Consider the following 22,796-nt stretch of genomic DNA (forward strand, 5'->3'; position numbering starts at 1 on the left):
GTCCGCTTCGGAGCCGGACCCGTCGCCGGTTACCGAGATCCACGTGGCGGATCGTTCCGGATGCCGGCCGGGTGCCGGTTCCGTGTCTGGTCACCGAAGATCTCACCGACGAGCCACGGTGCAAGCGGATCCGCCACCCGGGCACCGAACCCCACGCAACACGGCACTCCGGACGCCCGGCCGGAGCCGGATCCGCCGCCGGCAACCAAGCCCACGTGGGGGCCGCTTCGGAGCCGGACCCGTCGCCGGTTACCGAGATCCACGTGGCGGATCGTTCCGGATGCCGGTTAGGTGCCGTTGCGTGTCTGGCCACCAAAGATCTCACCGACGAGCCACGGTGCGAGCGGATCCGCCACCCGGTCACCGAACTCGCGCGGCACCTTACTTCAACACCTGATGAGAGCCGGATCCACTGCTGGTCGCCTGAAGCTAGGCGGCGCCTCACTTCACTCCCCAACCGCCACCGGACCGCGGCCACCCTCCTCTGCGCCGCCGCGGCTGCCTCCTCTGCGCCGCCGCGGCTGCCTCCTCTGCGCCGCCGCGGCCACCGATTCGCGGCAGTGGTCGCTGAGGCGGCTACTGCTGCCCGGCCGCCTGGCCCCGGGGCGCCGGATGATTGCCGGGCAGCTGTCGATCCCCGGAATTTCGCGCTGAGTAATCGGGATTCGGCCGCAGACCCGGATTCCCGGACAGACAGACCGCAGCCATCGGTCCCCGCGCGCGAATTGCCCTTTTCGCCGGCTCCTCCGGTGCATCGACGTTCCGGCAGCGCCATGATCGATTGACTAGTGATACACCAGACACCGTATGGCCGCCTCATAACGTGCCTGGTGTATCACTACTCTGCGTGGTCGACGCTATATGCCGAAATTTCCGGCGCGGAGCGACCGTCCCTGGAACCCGGCATCGGTCTCGGCTCCGTCCTGGCGGACCGAGGTCGGGGACCGGCGAGGTTCGGCCGATCAGGCGGACTCCGCTTCGCGTCGGCGGGCCACTGCAGAACGTCGGCGGGCTCGGTAACGAGCAGCGCCGGTCCCTTCCGCCTCGGTCCGGTGGACCGGGGCGAACGGATTCGGCTCCGATCAGGCGTCCGGAGTGACGTGTCGCGTGGATTGGTGACCGGGCGGCGGATCCGCTTCCAACACCAGACTCGTCGGTGAGATCTTCGGTGACCAGACACGCAACGGCACCTAACCGGCATCCGGAACGATCCGCCACGTGGATCTCGGTAACCGGCGACGGGTCCGGCTCCGAAGCGGCCCCCACGTGGGCTTGGTTGCCGGCGGCGGATCCGGCTCCGGCCGGGCGTCCGGAGCGACGTGTCGCGTGGGTTCGGTGACCGGGTGGCGGATCCGCTTGCATCCTGGATCGTCGGTGAGATCTTGGGCGACCGGCGACGGAACCGGCGCCCGGCAGACATCCAGAGCGAAGCGGCACGTGGGCTTGGCGACCGGCGACGGAACCGGCGCCCGGCAGACATCCAGAGCGAAGCGGCACGTGGGCTTGGCGACCGGCGACGGAACCGGCGCCCGGCAGACATCCAGAGCGAAGCGGCACGTGGGCTTGGCGACCGGCGACGGGTACGGCTCGGCCGGGCGTCCGGGAGTGACGTGTCGCGTGAGGTCGGTGACCGGGCGGATCTGTTTTCCGGATCTGGCTCATCGGCGAGATCTTCGGTGACCAGCGACAGAACCGGCTCCCGACCGGCATCCGGAACGACACGCGACGTGAATCTCGGTGACCAGCGGCGGACTGGCTGCGATGCGGCGTCCGGAGCGGCGGCGGAGGCCGCCGCGAGGTTTGCCCGCGGGAGCAAGCGGGCTGTGCCACGCCGGAAGCGGGAAGATCGAGGTCTGGGGTCGTCTCTCCGGTGTGGCCGGTGTCCGCGGGCCGATGGACTGACGCCACTATGCCGGTAGACGGCGGACCGCGGATCTGCACGGAGAGCCGGCGCTGGGGCCGGGGGCGGAGTAGGTGCCTGAGGTCCGAGGGGACTTTCTTGGGGAAAGTGCGGACCAGGGTGTGGGTGGTCGGGAATTATGGGAGAAAGGGGAAGGCCCGCCTCACTGTCGTGAGACGGGCCTCGCTGTAGTCCCGAAGGGATTCGAACCCTCGCTACCGCCTTGAGAGGGCGGCGTCCTAGGCCGCTAGACGACGGGACCTCGGACTTGCTTTTCTTACTTGATCTTGCTTTCCTAGCCTACCAGGCTCGCCAAGCTGGCTTGCTTGGCCCTGCCGTCTTGCTCGGTCTCCCTGGCGGGCGACCGCTGGAACCTTACCAGATCCAGCTCCGTGACCCTTTCGGGTTACGTTGCTGGGGTACCAGGACTCGAACCTAGACTAACTGAACCAGAATCAGTTGGGCTGCCAATTACCCCATACCCCATCGGCGCCCGCTTGCAGCGCCGGAAAGAACTTTACCTGACCCCATGTTGCCCGCCAAATCGGGCCGCCGCCCAGCATTTCCGCAGATCCCCGGGCGGCGGCAACGATGCAGGTCAGCGAGCCGCGACCGGGTTGTTCAGCGCGCCGATGCCCTCGATCTGGACGGAGACGATGTCTCCGTCGGTGATGGTGGAGACGCCGGCGGGCGTGCCGGTGAGGATCAGGTCACCGGGGAGCAGCGACATGACGTGCGAGACATAGGAGACCAGGGACGGTACGTCGAAGATCATGTCCTTGGTGCGGCCGAGCTGGCGGACCTCGCCGACCTCGTCGGCGCGGCCGACCTCGCAGCGGACCTCCAGGTCGGCGACGTCGAGCCGGGTCTCGATCCACGGGCCGACCGGGCAGAACGAGTCGAAGCCCTTGGCGCGGGTGAACTGCACGTCGTTCTTCTGCAGGTCACGCGCCGTGACGTCGTTGGCGCAGGTGTAGCCGAAGATGACCTTGTGGGCGTCCCTGCGGTCGATCCGGCTGACCGGGCCGGTGCCGCCGATCACGACGGCCAGCTCGGCCTCGTGCTCGACCTGCTGGGACTGGATCGGCAGGCGGATCGTGTCGTTCGGGCCGATCACCGAGGACGACGGCTTGAGGAACATCAGCGGCTCCTTGGGTACCGCGTTGCCCAGCTCGGCGGCGTGATCGGCGTAGTTGCGGCCGATGCCGATCACCTTGCTGGAGAAGATCGGGGCGAGAAGGTGGACGTCGGCGAGGGCCCACCGCTTGTTGGTGAACGTCACCGGTTCGAAGGGCGTCCGGTCGATCTCGGCGACGGTCAGTCCGGCGAGGCCGGCACCGGCCTCGCCCTCGACCACTCCGAACGACACCCCACCGGCGTGAACGAAACGAGCAAAGCGCATACCCCGAAGCCTAAATCTCCAGCTTGAAACCGACGTGGCTGGGCGTGAAGCCGAGACGTTCGTAGAAGCGATGTGCGTCACCGCGGCTCGCGTTCGAGGTCAGCTGCACCAGCGAACACCCCCGGGACCGCGCCTCGTCGATCACCCAGCGCATCAGCTCGGCGCCGAGGCCCCGGCCACGGTGCCCCGACGCGATCCGGACCGCCTCCACAAGCCCACGCGTCCGCCCACGCTGCGCCAGCCCCGGGATCACGGTCAGTCGCAGCGTGCCCACGATCACACCGTCGATCTCCGCCACCGCGAGCAACTGCGCCGGGTCGGAGTTCACCAGATCAAACGCGCGGCGGTACGGCAAGAGGTCCGCCACCGACTCCCGCGCGCGCCCCAGCCCGTCGTCCGCCAGCAGCTCCACGATCGCGGGAATGTCATCGGCCACGGCCCGTCTCATCCTCATGCGGCCCATCGTCCTACGCTTGACGGATGCCCCTCCTCGACGAGCCCGTCTGGCGCGCCCGCGAGGCCGCGCACGAGGCGCGCGTCGACACCTGGATCGTGCCGCACCTCGAACGCCGCCGCCGTGGCATCAAGCATCCGGTGCTGGACTTCCTGTTCTCGTACTACTCGCACCGGCCCGCGCAGCTGCGCCGCTGGCACCCCGGGTTCGGTGTGCGGCTGGAGAACGGGCCGGTCAGCGATGACGTGGCGTTCCTGGCGAAGCGGTCGGAGTCGGTGGCGTGGATCCGCGGGCTGCTGGCCGCGACTGCGGGACGGGCCGGGCAGTTCGGCTGCTTCGGGATGCACGAGTGGGCGATGGTCTACCGGCAGACGCAGGACGAGGTGCGGCACAACGCCTGGCCGCTGCGCCTCTCGTCGGACGAGACGGCCGCGCTGGTCGAGGAGCGCGGCGTGCGGTGCAGCCACTTCGACGCGTTCCGCTTCTTCACCGGGCCGGCCCGGCCGCTGAACGTGCTGCAGCCGAGCCGGGAGCGGCAGACCGAGCTGGAGCAGCCGGGCTGCCTGCACGCGAACATGGACGTCTACAAGTGGGCGTACAAGCTCGGCCCGCTGGTCGAGTCGGAGCTACGGGCGGACGCGTTCGCGCTGGCCTATGACATCCGGAGCCTGGACATGCGAGCCAGCCCGTACGACCTGGCCGACCTGGGCTACCCACCGGTGCGGGTGGAAACGCCGGAGGGGCGCGCGGAGTACGCGGCCGCGCAGCGCGGCTTCGCCGAGCGGGCCGCACCACTGCGCGCACGCCTGATCACCGCGATCGACGCACTCCCCCGGCCCGGCGCCACCGCGGCCTGACGCACCGCCTTCCGGCGGCGGGCGCATGCCCGGGGCCTCCTTGGTGATCGAGGCGTCATTCACGTCGTCGGAACCACGTGAATGACGCCTCGATCATGGGTGGGTGGCGCGGTCGGCCTGACGTCGAAGGGTCAGTAGGCCGCCGGTTTCGCGGTGTGGCGGGGGCCGGAGGTCGCGGTGACGATGGCGGTGTAGGCGGCGAAGACCACGGCACCGGCCACGCCGACCACGAGCGGGACCGACCAGGTGGACTGCTCGGTGCCGATCTGGACGGAGAGGAAGTAGGCGGCCAGCGCGAGCAGGCCGAACACGCCGGCGCCGCGCACCCGCAGCCGGCGCAGCAGCAGCCACTCCAGCAGGGGGACGGTCAGTAGCGGGACGGCCAGCAGGACCATGCCGTTGCCGATGCTGGCGTCCGGGTCGTCCGGCCACAGCGTCGCCGCCATCAGCCCGGTGACGCCGATCGCGATCGTCCAGGACGCCACCCAGACACCGGCGCCGCCGGCCGCACCGAGGAGAACCTTCCGAAACGTCATGCGGAGGATCCTGCCGCCGCGCCGGAGGTCGCTCATGAGTGCCGGTACTCAACTCACCATGAGGCGCCGGCCGCGTAGTCCGCGAAGCGCCTGGGCGGGTGGCCGGTGACGCGCTCGACCGTGTCCCGCGGTGCCGAGTCGCCGGCGGCGGCCAGCGCGGTGAACGCGGCCACGTCCCGGGCGATCTGTGCCTCCGGCACGCCGAACGAGCTCATCGCGGTGCGGTACGCCTCCTCCGTACCCTCGAAGCGCACCTCGCGGCCGCAGGCCGTGCCGACGATCGCGCAGGCCTCGCCGAACGTGATCGCCTCCGGGCCGGTGACCTCGTGGGTCACGCCCGCGTGACCGTCGTCGGTGAGCGCCGCGACCACGACGGCCGCGATGTCGCCGGCGTCCACGAAGGTCTGCCGTACGCCGCCGACCGGGATCGCGACCGCGCCGGCCTCGACCGCGGGGCGCAGGAAGCCCTCGTCGAAGTTCTGGTCGAACCAGTCGGCGCGCACGATCGTCCACTCGGTGCCGCCGTCCCGGACCGCGCGCTCCGCCGCGAGCAGCCGGTCGTCACCCATCGCCTCGATCGCGCGGCTGGAGAGCAGCACGACGCGGCGCACGCCGGCGCGGGCGGCCAGCGTGCACAGCTCCGGCTCGACGGGCACGCCGTCCGGCGCCATCAGGAACATCGCGGTCGCGTCGGCCAGCGCGGGCTGCCAGGTCCCCGGGGACGCCCAGTCGAAGCGGACCGGCGTGGACCGCGACGCGGGCCGCACCTCGGAACCGGTGGCACGCAGCCGTGCCACCACCCGCCGCCCGACCGTGCCGCCGGGCCCGAGCACCAGGATCTCGTCATCCGTCATGCACGCAGTGAAGCACCGGGCTCCGACAGCAACGGCTAACACACGCCCGGCCAGCTCAGGCGGGCATTCCCGGGAAAAGGGCCGAAAGGTCAGATCTGCCGATAAGGACAGGCGGCATACGGAGCCGGGACCTACGTTTCCATAGGCGATGTCGGAACGATTTCGCCGCACAATAGTTCATGTTTCGAGGAAATGGAGGGATTCGATGCTGACCAACGTTGCGGCCGTCGGCGCCACGGCTCTCATGATGCTCGGCGGGTCCGCTGTGGACGGTCAGGTCGCACACGCCGCGCCCTTGCTGCCGGGGCCGGTGTCGGTCTCGGTGGTGAGCACGGCCGGGAGTGGATGCCCGGCCGCCCAGGCCAGCGTGACGTCCGTGGGCCAGGACGGTTTCACGCTCCGGCTGCCGAGCTTCACCGCACGCACCGGCAACTCGGCGAAGATCACCGAACGGCGCCGGAACTGTCAGGTCGGCGTGACCGTCACCGGACCCGTGGGCTGGACATACACGCTGTCCAAGGCCGACTACCGGGGCCGGGCGCAGCTGGCGAAGGGCGCGGTCGGCACCATGCACGCCGCGTACTACTTCGCCGGCCTCAGCGACACCACGCGGTACACCCGGACGCTCACCGGGCCGCGCACCACGGCCTGGCAGGCGAGCGACTCGACGGAGATCCGGAAGCTGGGCTGGGCGCCCTGCGGGACACCGCGCTCGCTCAACATCAACACTGAGGTGCGGGTCAAGCCCGGCCCGGTCAGGAACAGCACGAGCCTGATGACACTGGGCAGCGGCGGAAACACCTCCGCCTCGTACCGCCTGTCCTGGAAGAAGTGCTGAGAACGTCGCCGAAAACCGTAAGGAATACGTGTTACCCACAATTGTCCAACCGGCGGGCCAGGCCTGCCGGACTGCAGATCGGATCGTACTGAAATGCGCAAGGCAATGCTTGTCACCGGAATGTCGATCGCCATGCTCGGGTCCACGGCCACCGCCGCGAACGCGGCCGGCGGGGAGACCGTGCCCGGACCGGACCAGTTCAAGGTCCAGATCGTGTCGGCCGCCGGTTCCGGCTGCCCGGGCGACTCGGCGAAGGTGAACGTCACGCCGGAGAACGCCTGGTTCACCATCACCTACGACGAGTTCGTGGCGTGGCAGGGCCCGGGTTCGAAGAAGACGGACTCGCGCAAGTTCTGCCAGCTCGGCATCGACGTGGACGTCCCGTCCGGCTTCACGTTCACCATCGTGAAGATCGACCACCGGGGCGTGGCCAACCTGGCGAAGGGCGCGACCGCGTACGAGCGGGGCGTCTACTACTGGAGCGGCGACTCCGAGACCACGGTCATCGAGAACTCGCTGACCGGCCCGTTCGACAAGGACTGGCAGTTCACCGACGAGGTGGAGACCGGCATCGTGTCGCTCATGCCGTGCGGCGAGGCCCGGACGTTCAACGCGAAGCTGGACCTCGGCGTCCGGCCGGGCACCTCGAACGCGAAGAAGGAGGAGAGCACCATCTCGCTCGACTCCACCGACGTGAACTTCTCCACCGAGTTCCAGCTGAAGTGGGAGACGTGCTGATCACACGGTAGGCGAACGAGGCGTCCCGCGATGCGGGGCGCCTCCTTCAGATTGACACTCATCGAGGTCGCGGCTTAGATTCGGGGTTCACCTCGGGGTCTGCCACCTGAGCCGTCCGCTCGTCCGGGAGGCAGACCCATGTCCAGATCACCGCTCGCCCTCGCGTCCGCCGCGCTGTCGTCGGCGGCGCTCCTCGTCGCGCCCGCGACCTCGCCCGCCGCCGCGACCTCGCCCGCCGCCGCGGCCGCGTCCTCGCCGGTCGGGTTCGCGTCGGTGAACGCGCTCGGCCAGAACGGCACGACCGGTGGAGCGGGCGGTCCCACGGTCACGGTGAGCACCGCGGCCGCGCTGATCGACTACATGTCGCGGACCGGGCCGTTCACGATCCAGGTCCAGGGCGCGATCACGCTGCCGGCCGGCTCGTCGGACGGCATGCACCAGGTGACCTCGGACAAGACGCTGATCGGGCTGGGTGCCACGGCCGAGATCCGCGGTGGCGGACTGAACATCGGGCTGCCGGTGGACGACGACGTGACCGCGCCACCGGCGAACGCGGTGCACAACGTGATCATCAGGAACCTGCGGTTCAGCGGCGCGACCGACGACGCGATCAACGTGCAGATGTTCACGCACCACGTGTGGATCGACCACAACGACCTGTGCTGCGGCGACGACGGGCTGGTCGACATCAAGCGCGGCTCCGACTTCGTCACGGTCTCCTGGAACCGCACGCACGACCACGACAAGACGATGCTGCTCGGCCACGACGACGACAACGGCGCGCAGGACATCGGGCGGTTGCGCGTCACCTACCACCACAACTTCTTCGACGGCTCCGACCAGCGGAACCCGCGCGTGCGGTTCGGGGAGCCGGTGCACGTGTTCAACAACTACTGCCGGAACGCGAGCTACTGCATCGTCTCCGCGATGAACGCGGGCCTGCTGGTGGAGAACAATCACATCGAGTCCGTCAACAACCCCGGCCGCGTCGACTTCAGCGGTGACCTGGGGCGGCTGGTCGCGCGCGGCAACGTCCTGGTCGACGTCAACCACGAGATCGAGACCCGCGGCACGGTCGTCGAGCCGTCCACGTACTACGCCTACACGCTCGACCCCGCCGCCGACGTCCCCGCGATCGTCTCGGCCGGCGCCGGCGTCGGAAAGATCTAGAAGATCGATTTCCCGCTTCCGGCGTGATGCAGCCCGTTTGCTCCCGCGGGCAAACCCCGGCTCCCCTGCGACTCCGCTGGCGCTCCGCTCCGGTCCGCCGGTCGGAGCCGGTGTCCGTGTGGTCACCACGAGCACGCGAGATGCGTGGTGGGCGCGGCGGTGCCGCGACCAGCACGCGTCGCCTCTGTTCTCACCACGGCGAAACCGGAAGGGAGGAGCGCCAGCGACGACCGGTGCCCGCGGGAGCACTGGGGAACCAGCCACGCCGGAAGCGGGAAAATCCGCTCCTGAAAGGGTTTTCTCTAGCCGAAGCGGCCGTGGACGTAGTCGGAGGTGCGCGCGTCCTGGGGGTTGCTGAACATGATGTCGGTCGGGCCGTGCTCGACGATGCGACCAGGCTGGTTCTCCTCCGCGAGGAAGAACGCGGCGTGCTGGGAGACGCGGGCCGCCTGCTGCATGTTGTGGGTGACGATGACGATGGTGACGTCGCTGCGCAGCTCGGCGATGGTCTCCTCGATGACGCGCGTGGAGGTCGGGTCGAGGGCGGAGCAGGGCTCGTCCATCAGCAGCACCTTCGGGCGGATCGCGAGCGCGCGGGCGATGCAGAGGCGCTGCTGCTGTCCGCCGGAGAGCATGCCGCCGGGGTGGCGCAGGCGTTCCCGGACCTCGCGCCACAGGCCGGCGCGGACCAGGCACTCCTCGACGATGTCGTCCTTGGTGGACCGGCTGGTGCGCTGACCGGTGAGCTTCAGGCCGGCCACCACGTTGTCGTAGACGGACATCGCGGGGAACGGGTTGGGCTTCTGGAAGACCATGCCGATCAGGCGGCGCGCGTCGGTGAGACGGCGGGAGGGATCGTAGATGTCCTCGCCGTCCAGCAGCACCTGGCCGGCCATGGACGCGGCCGGGATCAGCTCGTGCATGCGGTTGAGCGTGCGCAGGAACGTGGACTTGCCGCAGCCGGACGGGCCGATCAGCGCGGTCACCTCGCCCTCGCGCATGTGCAGCGACACCCGGTCGAGGACCAGGTGGGTGCCGAACCACGCGGTGATGCCGATCGCCTCCAGGCCGGACGGCTCGGGCCGGGCGTGGAACGTGGCCGGGATGATGACGTCGGTGTCCGTCACAGGGGTCTCCTAGAGCAGGTTCGGGAGGAGGCGGACGGTCTGGTCCGCGACGAGCAGGCCGAAGACCGAGAGGATCGGCAGGAACACCACCCAGGCGCGGACCCGGTCCATCCGGTGCCATGCCCAGACCGCGCCGATCGCGCCGGCCAGCAGGCCCTGGATGCCCATGACCAGCACCCACAGGTTCGTGGAGTCGATCGCCAGCGGCTGCTCGGCCGGGTTGATCGAGCCGACCGGCAGGACCCTCGGCGGGTACGGGTAGGCCGGCGTCCGAAGCGTCGCGTCCACCCGCAGCACGCCGGCCGGCATGAACGGCGTACCGGCCGCGGTGACCAGCGTGAGCCGTCCGCCGCCGGGGTTGAACGCCGGCGGGACCGCGTCGCCCGCGCGCCGGACGCCGGTCACCTGGTAGCGGCTCTCGCCCTGGCCGGTGACCGTGACGATCTCGTCGCCGGGCAGGAGGCCGTCGATCCCGCCGAACGGCGCGCCGTAGGCACCGGCCCGGCCGTAGACGATCGAGGTGCCGGACTGGCCTGGCAGCACGGTGTCGCGCTGGTGGCCGGGGCCGCCGGTGAGCACGCCGCCGGTGGTGCCCTCGCGGATCACCTCCTCCAGCCCGAGGCGCGGGATGGTGAGCAGCGCGACCGGCGTGCCGAGCGGGAGCAGGCGCGGCGGGGGCGGTTCCTCCTGGCGCTCCTCGGCCTCGAGCAGCTCGACCGGGTCGACGCGCATCTGCCCGACCGGCGCCTGGCCGGTGGCCAGGTCGATCCGGAGTGTGTCCATCGCGGCCTTCTGCGCGGAGTTGTGCGACAGCGCGCTGATGCCGACCAGGTGCGCGGCGAACCCGAGCAGGACCGCGGCCACGGTGAGCAGCACGGTGCTGGCGAAGTAGCGCCACGGGGCCGGCGCCTTCCGGGCCGCGGCGACCACCACCGGGATCGGCGGCGACGGGATCGGCGGCGACGGCAGCTCGGCGTCGAGCGTGGGCATCAGGTCGGTCACGTGCGTTGGCCTTCCACGGCGAGGGCGGTGCCGGGGCCGTGCGGCCCCGGCACCGAACAGGTGCTAGATAACGGTGACGGTGATCGGCGCGGAGGTGGCCGGGCGGTGCGTGTCCGAGCCGGTGAAGACGACGGTCAGCGTGTGCTGGCCCTTGGTCGTCAGCGGCGGGATGCGCACCAGGGCGTAGCCCTCGCACAGGTCCGCGGTGGCCACGACCTTGGTGCCGTCGAGGACCTGGACCTTGCCGCGGGTGGCGGAGGTGTCGACGACGGCCCACACGGCCTGGTCACGCTTGACCCGGGTCGGGTAGACGTGGGCGTCGACGGTGGTGGCGCTGCGGGCGTCCCAGCTCCACTGGAGCGCGTCGTAGAACGTGTTCGCCGGCCAGTCCGCCGGCTTCGGCGCGCGGGTGGCGGCCGAGATGTCGACGGAGGTGGCGGCGTAGGTGGTCACCGCGAACGACGAGTCCACGCAGGCGCCCACGACGCTGAACGGCGCGGTCGCGAGGACCGTGCCGACCGGCTTGGCGGCGTCCGCCGGGGACAGCTCGAGGTCCGAGGTACCCGCCGGAAGGATCGAGTTGACCAGGAGCTGGGTGGAGCCGCCGGTGAAGGTGCCGCTCTGCGCCGGGATCGCCAGGTCGGCGCCGAGCGTCACGAGCGGCGCGAGCGGCGCGCCGGCCGTGACCACGTCGGCCTCGCGGCCCGCGGCGGTGAGCGCGTTGATGTAGTAGGTGGAGCCCGCGGGGCACGCAGCGGCCGGCGCGGTGAGGGTGACGGAGTCGGAGGGGTTGCCGGTGCCGAACTGCCACTTACCGGAGAGCGGGGACAGGCCGACGGTGCCGGCCGGGGCGGCCAGGGCCGCCGTGGGTGCACCAACCAGCAGCGCCGTGGCGGCGGTCGCCACCATGATCGCTCGCTTGGACAGGTTCACGGGTGTTCCTCTCTGGATGGCCGCTTGCGCGGCTTATATGGGGCGGTGCGACTTGCCCGATCGCCTGCCCAGGGCCATGAGCCCCGCGCCGGCGACGATCAGGACGGCGGCTGCGCCGAGGATGAACAGGATCGGGCGACCGGTGTCGGGAAGGTTCCCGTTGCCGTTCGCCGGGTCGGTGCTGGTGGGGGTGGTGGACGGCGTCGGCTCGCTCGCGCCCTCCGGGACGGAGACGTTGACGGTCACGTTGTCCGCCGCGTAGGCGGCCGTGGCACCGGCACCCAGCAGGGCGGCGAACATCAGCAGCGCCAGGGCGATTCGGCGGGTCATAACGACTCCTTGATCCGGGACTCTTCGGTGGCCTCGCGCCGTCCCTGCTCGACGGCGTCGGCCAGCGCACGGGCGTGTGCCCGGCGACGGCGGCGGTAGATCTCGACGGCCATCCAGATCAGGCCGGCCAGCAGTGTCAGGAACACGATCTGGCTCCACGGCACGGCCCACAGGCCGGTGCTGCGCTGCGCGGTGCCGAGCTGGGCTGCGCTCAGCGACTCGGCGTACGCGTCGCCGGTCACCGCGGCGGGCGTGATGCGGACGTTCGTGGTGATCGGGCCGAGCGGCTCCACGCCGGTCAGCCGGGTATCGAAGGTCAGCGACTGGCCGGGCAGCAGCTCCGGTACGGCCGCGCCGTCCGCGCCGGCGAGCCGGTTGCCGGTGCCGGACGTCACGTCCGCGCCCTGGCCGACCGACAGCCGGATGTTGCCGGTGTTGCGGATCGTGTACTGCGCGGTCACGTCGCCGCCCGCGAACGGGTTGAACCGCCCGTGGTGCCGCACGGTCAGCGAGGTGACGGTGAGCTGCGGCACCAGGGCGCCGTGGACGCGCAGGTAGACGCGGGTGCCGACCCGGTTCTCCACCGTGACCGGGCCGTTGCCCGCGGGCACGAGCGCGGCGACGATGCCGCCGGTGTGGTCGCCGGGCGTGCCGTTGGCCGGCACGGTGAGCGTGAACGGGACCGTGGCCGAGCCGCCGGCCGGGATCGTCACGCTGTCCTCGGCGAGCCGGATCCAGGCGCCCACGTCGGTCGGCTTCTTGTCACCGGCCAGCAGGTCGAAGCCGCCGGTGGGCGTGTTGACCGCGTCGTTGGCGTAGAGCTTGAACGTGACCTGTGCGCCGCTGAAGTTGGTGACCACCACGGAGTCGCGCAGTTCCCGGCCGGGGTCGGCCTCGAAGCCGAACGAGGCGCGCTTCGCCCCGCCCTGCTCGGTCGCGGGCGCCACGGACCAGGTGACCGGGTCCGGCGCGGCGGTGAGCGCGGGGGCGGTGGTGGTGAGGGGAGGCGACGCGAGCAGCGACGCGAGGAGGAGGGCGGCGGTCTTCATGGTCTCGTCCGTTCCGGAACCGGGTGGGTGACTCCCCGGGAGTGGCTGCCCCGGGGAGTCACCGCGTCAGATCAGCGTGATCGTGATGACGGCGCTGTAGGTGTCCGCCGGCGTGGTGGCCGGGAACTGCAGCGCCAGGTCCGCACCGAGCTTCGCGGTGCCGGCACCGCTACCCGCCGGTGCGAGCGCCAGCGTCGAACCGGGGCTGGTCAGACCCGGGTCGGTGCCGGACTCCACCGCCGGGCCGGCCGTGACGCCCTGACCCGCCGCCTGGGAGACGATGAGCGGGGTCCAGCCGAGCGCCGTACCGTCGAAGGAGTTCGCCGCGTTCGCGCCGGCGAACCGGTCCGCCACCGTGCCACTGACGTTCCAGCCCGGCAGGGTGCCGGTCCGGTTGTCCGTGACGGTGACCAGGTTGACCCCGACCTGGCCGGTGACGAAGGAGTCACCCTCGCGCACCGCCTGCGGCAGCGTGACCGCGGACTGGTCCACGGTCATCGTCAGGTCGCCGCCGCCCGGGGAGGACGGGACCGTGGTGCGGACCGTGACCTCGCCCTTCTGTGCGTTGGGGTTCGACGGGACGATCTGGTAGGACAGCGTGCCGGTCGACGCCAGGTACTTCGTGGCGTCGTCCGGCGTGAAGACCGCGCTCAGCGAGTGCGCGCCGGTCTGCAGGTCCGACGTCGTCAGCGACGCCTGGCCCGCGGTGACCGCCTTGGTGCCGATCTCGGTGCTGCCGTCCAGGAACCGCACGGAGCCGGTCGCGGCCGAGGGCGTGACCGTGGCCGTGAGCGACACCGCCGCGCCGGCCTGCGCGGAGCCACCGGGCGACGCGGTGAGCGTCACCGTGGTGGCCTCCGGCTGGTCCGTGCCGTCGGAGTCGAACGCGTAGCTCCACTGCAGCACGTCGTAGAACTGCTCGGCCGGCCAGTTCGCGGGCTTCGGTGCCCGGGTGGCCGCCCTGAACGTGACGGTGTGGATGTCGGACCGCGCCGTCTCCACGGCGGACCCGTTGAGGCAGACCGAGAAGACGCTGAACTGCCCCTCGGCGATCACGGTGCCGACCGGCTTCGCCGCGTCGGCCGGCGAGAGCCGCTCGTCCGTGGTGCCGGCCGGCAGGATCTGGCCGACCATGTCCTGCACCACGTTGTTCTGGAAGTGGGCCTCGTGCGCCGGAACGGTCAGGATCGGGCCGGCGCTGGGGTCACGGATGATGATCCCGCTCGCCGTGATCGGGGTGCCCGCCGTCAGCCACCCGTCCTCGGAGCCCTGCGGGCTGAGGACGTCCACGTACATCTCCGACCCGGTGGGGCAGTCGGCGGTGGCCGGGGTGATCGTGAACCGGTCGGTGGGGTTGCCGTCACCGAACTGGTGCTGGCCGGACTTGGGCGTGAAGGTGAGCGGGCCGGAGCCGGGTGCCGCCATCGCCGGGGCGGCGAACACGCCGCTCACCAGCAGCGCACCGGTCACCGCCGCGGTCAGGCGACGGAAAGTGGTCACGATATCGATCTCCTATCTATGGGGACTGTCGTACGGGATGAGGAAGGCCAGGAAAGATCAGTAGTTGCCCAGCACGGAGAGGGAGCCGCAGTCGGACGCGGTGCGGAAGCCGAACCGGTGGAGCGTGGCCGTGTCGGTGCAGACCATCGAGCTGACCCCGACGAAGAGGCTGACCAGGTCCGAGTCCGCGAACGCGCCCGCGACGCTCCGCCGCGGGAACGCGTTGTAGACCTTCTGCTGCAGCCAGACCGGCCACGCCGGGTTGATCGCACCGTTCACGATCGGCGCCGCGCCCGCCACCACCATCGGCTTCGAGCCGCCGCGGCGATCCTCGACGCCGGTGACGACGTGGTCGGTCTGCGCGATGATCGAGGCGATCGACATCGGAACGATCTCGACGACGCCGGCCGGATCGGTCAGAACGGTGCCGTCATTCTCCGGCACGGGCTCGCCGCTGAGCTTGGTGTCCCGGACACACGTGGTGTTGACCACGGTGTCGTGCAGGTTCAGCGCGTACAGGAAGAAGTTGCGGGTGTCGGACTTCAGGCCCGGAACGTACGGCCGGATGGTCCGCGTCTCGCCGCCCACAGTCACCGTGGTGGTGGTGCAGTTGTAGATCGACTGCAGCATCGCGAAGCTCAGGCCGTTCGGGAAGGCGCGATCCAGCAGCCCGCCGCTCCGCACGGCCGGGGCGACCGCGTCCACACCGAACGGGACGAATTGCAGCGCGTCACCGGTCACGACCGGGCCGCGCCACGAGCGCGCGAAGCTGATCGCGTTGTCCGGCACCGGCCCGGTGTTCAGCCCTTTCGAGTCACGCAGCGCGAGAGTGCCGTCGGTGGAACCGCCCGGGCGGGGGAACGCGCCCGGTGCGCACGACGTGGTGATCGTGCTGGAGCCGGTCGCGTGCCACGACTCGAACGTCTTGCCCGACACGGATCTCACGGTGCCGGCCAACCGCTGCATGACGGCCTGCATCGTCTCCGAACCGACGGCGCAGTACGAGGCGCCGGTGGGCGGGGGCGGGTCGGCGGCGGCCGGGCCGGCCACGACGGCCAGGACGGCCGGGACGAGGACGAGCGCGGCGGTCAGGCGGCGGATGCTGGTCACGGTGTCGGTCTCCGTTCCGTGGTACGGGTGTGCCCGTGGCCGGGCGACCGCGCGAGGCGCGACCGCCCGGGTGGTGCGGAGGATCAGCTGTTGCCCTGCGTGCCGAGAGACCCGCAGCCGCTGTTGGTGAGGAAGCCGAACAGGCGGATGGTGGTGGCGTTCGAGCAGACGACCGAGCTGTTGCTGACGAACAGGTTCACCAGCGCCTGGTCCGCGAAGATGCCGGAGACCTCGGTGGTCTTGAACACGTTGTAGACCGGGCGCTGGAAGGCGGCCGGCCAGGCCGGGTTGATCGCCAGCGTCAGGCCGGCACCGGTGGTCGGCGCGACGCCGTTCAGCGCGAGCAGCTCCGAGTCACCGCGACGGTCGACGGCCTGGGTGAACGAGGTGTTGGACTGCGCGATGTTCTGCGCGATCGAGATCGGGACGATCTCGACGACGCCCGCCGGGTCGGTCAGGACTCGGCCGTCGTGCTCCTGCACGGCCGCGCCGCCGACAGTGACGTCCTTGACGCAGGTCGGGCCGACGACGGTGTCGGACAGGCCCAGCGCGCCGAGGAAGAACGAGCGGGTGCCGGAACCGGCCTGCGGCACGTACGGCGCGATGGTCGCGGTCTGACCACCGACGGTGATGCTGGTGGTGGTGCAGTTGTAGATCGACTGGAGCTGCGCGAAGGTCAGGCCGTTCGGGAAGGCCTGGTCCAGCAGCCCGCCGGACTTGACCGCCGCGGCGACCGCGTCGATGCCGAACGGCACGAAGGTCAGGTCCGAGCCGGCCGAGTTCGGGCCACGCGAGGACCGCGCGAAGCTGACCGCACCGGCCGGAACCGGGCCGTCGGTGGGCAGCAGGCCCTTCGAGTCACGCAGCGCCGTGATACCCGCGCTGGAACCGTTCGGGCGGGTGAACGTGCCGTCCGCGCACCCGGTGTCGATCGGGCTGGTGCCCGTCGCGTTCCACGACTCGAACTTCTTGTTGCCGGTGGCCGCGCTCGACTGCACCGTCCCGGCCAGCCGCTGGATCACGTCCTGCGTGGTGTCGGAACCGACGGTGCAGTACGAGGCGCCGGTGGGCGGGGGCGGGTCGGCGGCGGCCGGGCCGGCGACGAGGCCGGTCGCGACGAGCGCGGCCACGGCCGGAGCCGTGATCAGCGCGGCGAGTGCCTTCTTGCTGTTGAACACTGCGGTTTCCTCCTCGGGAACCGCCTACCGGGCTATCCGGTAGACTGACCTGTCCCGGCTTGCCCCTCCCTCTCTGAGGGGCAAGCCGGTCTTGCTCACCGCCCTTCACTCGTGGCAAGGGCGGAGATCTGGAGCCGGCGGGCGCTCGGTGGTCCCGCGGCTTCGAGGTGGTTCAGGCTTCGAGGTGGTTCAGGCTTCGAGGTGGTTCAGGCTTCGAGGTGGTTCAGCGGTCACCGGGTCGTTCAGCGGTCGCTGCGTGGTTGAGCGGTCAGGGATTCAGCGGCCACTAGGTGGTTCCGCTGCTTCGTGGCCGGACCAGGGGCGCAGCGACTGCCGCGGCGAGGCCCGCGAGCAGCCCCACGAGCAGCACCCAGGGCGGCATCACACCCGGGTCGTCCGGTGTGCGGCCGGCCTGCACCACCGGCACCGGCGCGGGTGCGCTGCTCTGTGAGACCGCGGGTGCGGGGCCGGGCGACGGGGCGCTCCCGCCGTCCGGGACCCCACCGCCGCCGGTCGGGCCCGGCACGTCCCCGTCCGTCAGCGGCGGTACGTCGCCGGGGTCCTCGCCCGGGTCGGCCGGCGGGGGCGGGATGGTGTCGGTGTAACCCGACACCACGCCGCTCTTGATCTCCTCGACCGACCGCCGGGCCTGGAGCCGGTGCTGGAAGGGCAGCGGGCTGTAGCCCGGCGGGAGCTGCCCGAACGCCAGGCCCCGGATCTGTCCCGGCCCGCTGACGTACTCGACGAAGTTCGCCAGCTCGGTGCGCGCGGTGGCGTCCGTGGCGGTGTCGATGTCCTTCACCGCCACCGCAGAGTAGGTGAGCAGCGGCAGCGGGTACGCGTTCGGCACGGTCGAGGCCGGGTCCGGCACCAGCACCCGCGAGTCCTCCTCGGAGGGCACCATCGCGGACGCACCGGCCTGGAGGCCGGGCTCGTCCGGCGCCACGAAGACGCCGGCACCGTTGCGCAGCGCCGCCGTCTGCAGGCCGTATCGGGCGGCTTCCGAGGTGGTGGTGATGCTCATGACGAACCGGCTGCCGGGCGGGTGCGGGGTGTTCTTCTTCCACCGCGCGTAGGTCGGGTTGTTGTTCGGGTCGAGGTTCTGCTGGTCGTCGGCGAGCATCCACCGGCTGCCGATGCCGCCGGGGTTCGCGGCCCGGGTGCGGCGCGCGGCATCGGACAGGTTCTCCACGTACGGCGCCCGGTCGATGACGCAGAGCGGGGTCGCGCCGTCCTTCTTCTCCTGCTCGGTCAGCGGCGTGCACGTCGGGTCCGACTTCGGGAAGTTCTCGATCGGCAGCGCGATGCTCTTGTAGTTGGGGTTGACGGTCATCCCCCACTGGTCCGGCGTACCGTCCAGGAACTTCCGGGCGTCCGGGTCCGCGTTGATCCACTGCCAGAGCGTCCAGGTGACGTCCGAGTTCTCCAGGATGGTGAGCGGCGCCGCGCTCGCCGCCTCGTACGGCGGCGCGTTCAGCCACTTGACCTCGGGGTTGATCGCCAGCACGTCCGGGTCGTTGAAGAGCGTGGTCGGGTTGTCGGCTAGGTGCTCCGGCGGGACGTTGGTCTTCGAGTCAGCCACCGGGACGGACCGGCCGTACGACTCGGTGAGCAGCTTGGCCAGGATGCGCGGCGTCAGGTTGAGCCGGGGCAGGCGGGTGCCGCTCACGGCGGTCTCCGCAGCCGGGGTGTCCGGGCCCGTCTTCACGAGCCGCTCGAAGTTGAAACCGACGGCCACTCCGGACAGCGCGACCGGCGCGTACGAGATCGGATGGTCGGGATCCCGGCGGAGCGGCCGGCTGACGAGCGCGGCCCGGGTGCTGCCGGGGATCGAGCTGACGATGGTGGTGCGGGCGATCGACTCGGAGATCGTGGTCAGCGAGTACGGCACGTTGCTGGCGCCGCAGAGCTCGGGCGCCCAGTTGACGAACGCGGTCTTGGCGACCTCGCTGCCGACGATCCGGCGCTGCGCGCTGCCGAGCGGGCAGCTCTCCCCCACCGGCCGGAAGTCCATCCGGAATGCCAGCTTGTGCGCCCACGCGGACGCGGTCAGTGGCGAGGTGGAGATGTTCGGCTTGCCGCCCGGGCCGATGACGGTGCCGGTTCCGGCGCCGTCGTCGGTGGTGCCGCGCGGCACCACCACGAGCCAGCAGGACCGGCCGACCGGCTCGGCCGCGTCCCCGACCGGGGCGCCGCAGCCCAGCGACGGCGACTCCAGCGAGGTCTGCAGCTCGAACTGCTCCTCACCGGTCCCGTCGACGCGTCGCTGCGCGTACGGGACCTCGTTGGTGTCCGTGTAGCCGAACACTCCGCCGCCGCCCTGGTCGATGGACTGCCCGAACTTCGGCCGGGCCGGCTTCTCGCCGTCCTTCACCGCCGGCCAGCCGCTGGTGACCGGCCAGAACGGCACGCTGCCGCCCTGGGTGTTCTCCGCGCTCACGAAGTAGCGCAGCGGCTGCCCGTCCGGTCCCTTCAGCGGCGCCTCCGCCGCGTCCCGGCGCAGGACGGTGCGCGTGCGGGTGTAGCCGAGGCCGCCCGGGTCCTTGTCGATGCCGAACGAATCGAAGGCGCCGTACTGACACGTCTCCCGGGCAGGGGCCGGCGCGCCGGCCGGCGCGGTCGGGTCGTCGCCCCAGCACTGCATGATCGTGAGGTAGTTCTCGTAGAACCGGCCCTCGTTGACGAGCGCGTCCATCCCCTTCCAGGTAACCGTGACCGCCTGGTTCGTCAGCTCCCTGGTCTGCGAGACCGTCACCTCGAGCTTCGGGAACGCGGCGTCGCCCTTGAGCGTGACCGCGGAGTCCGTCATCGGGGTGCCGGTGTACTCCACCTTGCCGATGCTCGGGTCCTCGGCCGCCTGCGCGACCCCGAGGTAGCCGAGCTCGACCGTCAGCGTGGCGGCGAGGCCCACGGCCAGGCCGATCGCGGCGCGGCGCCGCCAGGGCATGGTCGTCATCACTGCCGCCTCCGGACGAGCCGGGCGACCAGCGCCGGGCCGAGGATCAACGCACCGGTGGCCAGCACGGCCAGCACCATCAGCGTCTGGGTGCCGGTCCAGCCGGTGCCGGTCGGCAGCGCGACCGGGATCGCGGCCACGTTCGGGTCGCCGCCACCGGACACGCCGCTGTTCGGGTCGACGTACTGGTCGGTGGCCGGGTCGTAGACCAGCGCCGAACTCGGGCCGGTGCTCGGGCGGGCACTCGGGCCACCCGAGGGTCCACCGCTCGGGCCACCCGAGGTCCCGCCGCCGTTGCCGGTGCCCTGACCGCCGCCGTTCTTGACCGGCGTCTCCGTGTTCTTCTTGCCACCCGTACCCGTGCTGCATTGGCTTGTGCCCTGTTTGTCGCAGGGCTGCGGCTGCGGTGCGATGTCGGCCAGCCGGTTGTGCCCGTCCGCGGTGAACGTCGGGTTGTTGCAGGACGCCAGCGGCTTGCTGTTCGGCGTGGCGCCGGGGATCTTCGCGATCTGCTGGAAGCTCGCCTCGACCAGGTTCTTCGGCAGCGGCGAGTAGCCCAGGTCCGGCGCGGCCTGCTGGCCCTCGCACTCGAAGTAGGAGCTGAACGCCGCCAGCGTCCTGCCCTTGGCCTCGGAGAAGTTGCCGGTGACCGTGGTCGGCAGGATGAAGTACGAGTAGGACGACATCGGGTAGACCCGCGGGTCGGTGTACTTGTAGACGTCCGTCAGGTCCTGGGTGAGGTGCACGGACGGGTCGGACGGCCTGTTGGTGATCTTCGCCCGCTGCAGCGCCACCGCCACGTTCAGCGGCGTCGGCTCCACGTAGTAGCCGGCCGCGTTCAGCATCTTCGCCACCGGGAAGCCGGAGTTCAGCGCGTAGGAGTACTGCACGTAACCGATCGCGCCCTCGGAGTAGGACTGCGCGACGTAGGCGGCCACGCCGAGGTCACCGGACTTGGCCACGGCACCGCTGAACGTGGGCCAGTAGGAGGTGGCGCCGCGGCCGCAGCCCTTGCCGGCGCAGAACGAGTTCCACACGTTCGCCTGCTGCGCCTGCATCCAGAGGCTGAACTGCGCGCTGCTGCCGGAGCCGTCGGAGCGGATGACCGGCACGATCTTCCGGGACGGCATCGCCAGGCCCGGGTTGTCCTTCCTGATCGCGGCGTCGTCCCAGCGCGTGACGGCGCCGGTGAAGATCTTCGCGATCACCTCGCCGGAGAGCCGGAGGTTGGTGACCGCCTTGCCACCGATCTTGAGGTTGTACATGAACGCGGTGCCACCGGCGACGATCGGCATGTACGCATACGTCCCCGGGGCCGGGTTCTCCGGCGCGCTGCCGTCCGTCGGCTTCTGCTGGAACGGGATGTCCGACGCCGCGAAGTCGACGGTCTTCTGCAGGAAGCGCTGGCGGCCGTCGGACGAGCCGTTCGCGGAGTAGTCGACGCGCATGCCGTTCTGGTGCACGGCGCTGGTCCACTGGTTGATGGCGTTCGCGGCCCAGCTGGACCCGGCGCCGTTGATCGGCACGTAGTCGACGGCCTGCGCCGGTGCGGGAACGCCGACTCCGATCAGCGCGGCCACCGCGATCAGTGCGATCCTCGCGATCGATGGCGGTCTATTGTGGTTCATCGAGAATCTCCAAGGGTTCCGACCGGCGGCCGAGCTGGTGGCGGGACATCCGGGCGTGGTCACGGGCGGAGAGCCGGGTGAGGCGTCCGGCCTGGCGGGGAGTGACGCGACCGGCGGGCCGGCCACCGATCAGGCGGGCGATCGCGAACAGCAGCACCACGATCACCATCAGCAGGGCCGCGGCCCCGAACGCGCGTTTCTCGTCGCCGTCCTGGCCGGATCTGACCAGGTAGTACGTCACCAGCGGCAGCGAGGACATGGCCTCCTCGAGCGGGTTCGTGTTCATGTACTGCGTGTAGCCGGCGGTCAGCAGCACCGGGCTGGTCTCGCCGATGCCGCGGGCGGTGCCGAGGATGACGCTGGTGACCAGGCCGGAGCGGGCGGTGGGCAGCACCACGTGCCAGACCGTGCGCCAGCGCGGCGCGCCGAGCGCCTCCGCGGCCTCGCGCAGGTTGCCGGGCACCAGGCGCAGCACCACGTCCGCGGCCCGGATGATGATCGGCAGCATCATGATGCTGATCGCGGCCGAGGCGGCCAGCCCGCCCTCCGGGAAGCCGAACAGCAGGATGATCACGATGTAGACGAACAGGCCGGCCACGATCGAGGGCAGCGCGGTCATCGCCTCGACCACGGTGCGCACCAGCCGCGACCCGCGCCCGCCGACCTGGGTCAGGTAGACCGCGCAGGCCACGCCGAGCGGCACCGTGACGGCCAGCGCGATCGCGATCATCTCCAGCGTGCCGACCATCGCGTGCAGCACGCCACCGGCGGTGAGCGGGTCCAGCGGGCCGACCCCGGCGAGGTCCCGGGTGAAGAAGTTCGGGTGCCAGAAGATCGCCTCGGTGCCGCGGGCCAGCGTGAACCAGAGCACCCAGCCGAGGCTGACCATCAGCAGCCCGGCCGCGCTGTAGAAGATCGTGGTCCAGAGCCGGTCGCGGACCGCCGGGCCGCTCGACGTGTGCGCGGTGAGCAGCCCGTAGAGGACCAGGAACGCGGCGAACGCGACGATCACGAAGCCGAGGACGCCGCTGAACGGCGCCAGCCAGGCGAAGAGCAGCGTCGCGGTGCACACGCCGGCCGCGGCCGCGCCGACCAGGTTGAACAGCTCGTCGCGGTGCATGCCGCCGAGCCGCCGGGGCACCGGGACCGGCCCGGTGGGACGCGGCAGGACCGTGCGCGGCTCCGGCATCGGCTCGAGTTCGAGATCGACGGTGCGATCCAGCTGCTGTGTCAT

General features: G+C 70.9%; 19 protein-coding genes and 2 tRNA genes. 4 read left to right on the forward strand and 17 right to left on the reverse strand.

Annotation, left to right across the window (positions count from 1 at the left end; all coding sequences use genetic code 11):
• Positions 1–2,089: 2,089 nt before the first annotated feature.
• The 4 genes from J2S43_RS28505 to J2S43_RS28520 all read right to left on the reverse strand — a co-directional run bounded on the left by J2S43_RS28505 (position 2,090) and on the right by J2S43_RS28520 (position 3,756).
• Positions 2,090–2,162 (reverse strand) — tRNA-Glu (locus tag J2S43_RS28505).
• Positions 2,163–2,314: 152 nt separating this feature from the next.
• Positions 2,315–2,386 (reverse strand) — tRNA-Gln (locus J2S43_RS28510).
• 112 nt (positions 2,387–2,498) lie between these two features.
• On the reverse strand, positions 2,499–3,302 hold the full coding sequence (locus J2S43_RS28515) for a fumarylacetoacetate hydrolase family protein (protein WP_306834400.1): 804 nt from the start codon (positions 3,300–3,302) through the stop codon (positions 2,499–2,501).
• Positions 3,303–3,312: 10 nt separating this feature from the next.
• Entirely contained in the window at positions 3,313–3,756 is a 444-nt protein-coding gene (locus J2S43_RS28520) for a GNAT family N-acetyltransferase (RefSeq protein ID WP_370881664.1), read from the reverse strand.
• 26 nt (positions 3,757–3,782) lie between these two features.
• On the opposite strand from J2S43_RS28520, the gene J2S43_RS28525 reads away from it, so the two are divergent.
• Complete coding sequence (locus J2S43_RS28525) at positions 3,783–4,613, forward strand: 3-methyladenine DNA glycosylase (RefSeq protein ID WP_306834404.1); 831 nt, start codon at positions 3,783–3,785, stop codon at positions 4,611–4,613.
• Positions 4,614–4,744: 131 nt separating this feature from the next.
• Here J2S43_RS28525 and J2S43_RS28530 read toward each other — a convergent pair whose 3' ends face one another.
• Positions 4,745–5,149: a hypothetical protein gene (locus tag J2S43_RS28530; protein WP_306834405.1), complete on the reverse strand. Its 405-nt coding sequence runs from the start codon at positions 5,147–5,149 to the stop codon at positions 4,745–4,747.
• A gap of 53 nt (positions 5,150–5,202) precedes the next feature.
• The gene (locus J2S43_RS28535) at positions 5,203–6,003 is read right to left on the reverse strand and encodes an NAD(P)H-binding protein (protein WP_306834407.1); all 801 of its coding nucleotides are present in this window, start codon (positions 6,001–6,003) and stop codon (positions 5,203–5,205) included.
• A 205-nt stretch (positions 6,004–6,208) separates the two neighbouring features.
• On the opposite strand from J2S43_RS28535, the gene J2S43_RS28540 reads away from it, so the two are divergent.
• From J2S43_RS28540 to J2S43_RS28550, 3 genes are all read left to right on the forward strand, one after another.
• Positions 6,209–6,841, forward strand: a complete 633-nt coding sequence (locus J2S43_RS28540) for a DUF4360 domain-containing protein (protein WP_306834409.1) — start codon at positions 6,209–6,211, stop codon at positions 6,839–6,841.
• Positions 6,842–6,934: 93 nt separating this feature from the next.
• A complete protein-coding gene (locus tag J2S43_RS28545; RefSeq protein ID WP_306834413.1) occupies positions 6,935–7,579 on the forward strand; it encodes a DUF4360 domain-containing protein in 645 nt (214 codons plus the stop codon).
• A 138-nt stretch (positions 7,580–7,717) separates the two neighbouring features.
• Positions 7,718–8,749, forward strand: coding sequence for a pectate lyase family protein (locus J2S43_RS28550; protein WP_306834415.1), 1,032 nt, complete (start codon positions 7,718–7,720; stop codon positions 8,747–8,749).
• Between the two features lie 302 nt (positions 8,750–9,051).
• Here J2S43_RS28550 and J2S43_RS28555 read toward each other — a convergent pair whose 3' ends face one another.
• The 11 genes from J2S43_RS28555 to pstA form a co-directional block, all read right to left on the reverse strand.
• A complete protein-coding gene (locus J2S43_RS28555; protein WP_442320047.1) occupies positions 9,052–9,876 on the reverse strand; it encodes a phosphate ABC transporter ATP-binding protein in 825 nt (274 codons plus the stop codon).
• Positions 9,877–9,885: 9 nt separating this feature from the next.
• The gene (locus tag J2S43_RS28560; protein WP_306834417.1) at positions 9,886–10,878 is read right to left on the reverse strand and encodes a sortase; all 993 of its coding nucleotides are present in this window, start codon (positions 10,876–10,878) and stop codon (positions 9,886–9,888) included.
• Positions 10,879–10,941: 63 nt separating this feature from the next.
• Positions 10,942–11,811, reverse strand: coding sequence for an Ig-like domain repeat protein (locus J2S43_RS28565; RefSeq protein WP_306834418.1), 870 nt, complete (start codon positions 11,809–11,811; stop codon positions 10,942–10,944).
• A gap of 33 nt (positions 11,812–11,844) precedes the next feature.
• Positions 11,845–12,141: a hypothetical protein gene (locus tag J2S43_RS28570; RefSeq protein ID WP_306834420.1), complete on the reverse strand. Its 297-nt coding sequence runs from the start codon at positions 12,139–12,141 to the stop codon at positions 11,845–11,847.
• Positions 12,138–13,190: a WxL protein peptidoglycan domain-containing protein gene (locus tag J2S43_RS28575; protein WP_306834422.1), complete on the reverse strand. Its 1,053-nt coding sequence runs from the start codon at positions 13,188–13,190 to the stop codon at positions 12,138–12,140. Before J2S43_RS28575 ends, J2S43_RS28570 begins: the two co-directional genes overlap by 4 nt.
• A gap of 66 nt (positions 13,191–13,256) precedes the next feature.
• Positions 13,257–14,690 carry an Ig-like domain-containing protein gene (locus J2S43_RS28580; protein WP_306834424.1) on the reverse strand — a complete coding sequence of 478 codons (1,434 nt, stop codon included), beginning with the start codon at positions 14,688–14,690 and terminating at the stop codon, positions 13,257–13,259.
• A 57-nt stretch (positions 14,691–14,747) separates the two neighbouring features.
• Entirely contained in the window at positions 14,748–15,800 is a 1,053-nt protein-coding gene (locus J2S43_RS28585; RefSeq protein WP_306834426.1) for a hypothetical protein, read from the reverse strand.
• A gap of 83 nt (positions 15,801–15,883) precedes the next feature.
• Positions 15,884–16,978 carry a type 2 periplasmic-binding domain-containing protein gene (locus J2S43_RS28590; protein WP_306834428.1) on the reverse strand — a complete coding sequence of 365 codons (1,095 nt, stop codon included), beginning with the start codon at positions 16,976–16,978 and terminating at the stop codon, positions 15,884–15,886.
• A gap of 286 nt (positions 16,979–17,264) precedes the next feature.
• Complete coding sequence (locus J2S43_RS28595; RefSeq protein WP_306834430.1) at positions 17,265–19,934, reverse strand: hypothetical protein; 2,670 nt, start codon at positions 19,932–19,934, stop codon at positions 17,265–17,267.
• A complete protein-coding gene (gene pstS / locus J2S43_RS28600; protein WP_306834432.1) occupies positions 19,934–21,562 on the reverse strand; it encodes a phosphate ABC transporter substrate-binding protein PstS in 1,629 nt (542 codons plus the stop codon). The genes J2S43_RS28595 and pstS overlap by 1 nt, the downstream gene beginning before the upstream one ends.
• Positions 21,549–22,796 (reverse strand): phosphate ABC transporter permease PstA, encoded by a 1,248-nt coding sequence (gene pstA, locus J2S43_RS28605; protein WP_306834434.1) that lies wholly within the window; start codon positions 22,794–22,796, stop codon positions 21,549–21,551. Before pstA ends, pstS begins: the two co-directional genes overlap by 14 nt.

This window comes from Catenuloplanes nepalensis (assembly GCF_030811575.1).
Lineage (GTDB): Bacteria > Actinomycetota > Actinomycetes > Mycobacteriales > Micromonosporaceae > Catenuloplanes > Catenuloplanes nepalensis.

Coding starts and splice junctions, on each gene's coding strand:
- J2S43_RS28575 (WP_306834422.1), bottom strand. CDS start 13,190: ATGAAGACCGCCGCCCTCCTCCTCGCGTCGCTGCTCGCGTCGCCTCCC.
- J2S43_RS28520 (WP_370881664.1), bottom strand. CDS start 3,756: ATGAGGATGAGACGGGCCGTGGCCGATGACATTCCCGCGATCGTGGAG.
- J2S43_RS28525 (WP_306834404.1), top strand. CDS start 3,783: ATGCCCCTCCTCGACGAGCCCGTCTGGCGCGCCCGCGAGGCCGCGCAC.
- J2S43_RS28540 (WP_306834409.1), top strand. CDS start 6,209: ATGCTGACCAACGTTGCGGCCGTCGGCGCCACGGCTCTCATGATGCTC.
- J2S43_RS28535 (WP_306834407.1), bottom strand. CDS start 6,003: ATGACGGATGACGAGATCCTGGTGCTCGGGCCCGGCGGCACGGTCGGG.
- pstS (WP_306834432.1), bottom strand. CDS start 21,562: ATGAACCACAATAGACCGCCATCGATCGCGAGGATCGCACTGATCGCG.
- J2S43_RS28550 (WP_306834415.1), top strand. CDS start 7,718: ATGTCCAGATCACCGCTCGCCCTCGCGTCCGCCGCGCTGTCGTCGGCG.
- J2S43_RS28530 (WP_306834405.1), bottom strand. CDS start 5,149: ATGACGTTTCGGAAGGTTCTCCTCGGTGCGGCCGGCGGCGCCGGTGTC.
- J2S43_RS28595 (WP_306834430.1), bottom strand. CDS start 19,934: ATGACGACCATGCCCTGGCGGCGCCGCGCCGCGATCGGCCTGGCCGTG.
- J2S43_RS28570 (WP_306834420.1), bottom strand. CDS start 12,141: ATGACCCGCCGAATCGCCCTGGCGCTGCTGATGTTCGCCGCCCTGCTG.
- J2S43_RS28515 (WP_306834400.1), bottom strand. CDS start 3,302: ATGCGCTTTGCTCGTTTCGTTCACGCCGGTGGGGTGTCGTTCGGAGTG.
- pstA (WP_306834434.1), bottom strand. CDS start 22,796: ATGACACAGCAGCTGGATCGCACCGTCGATCTCGAACTCGAGCCGATG.
- J2S43_RS28545 (WP_306834413.1), top strand. CDS start 6,935: ATGCGCAAGGCAATGCTTGTCACCGGAATGTCGATCGCCATGCTCGGG.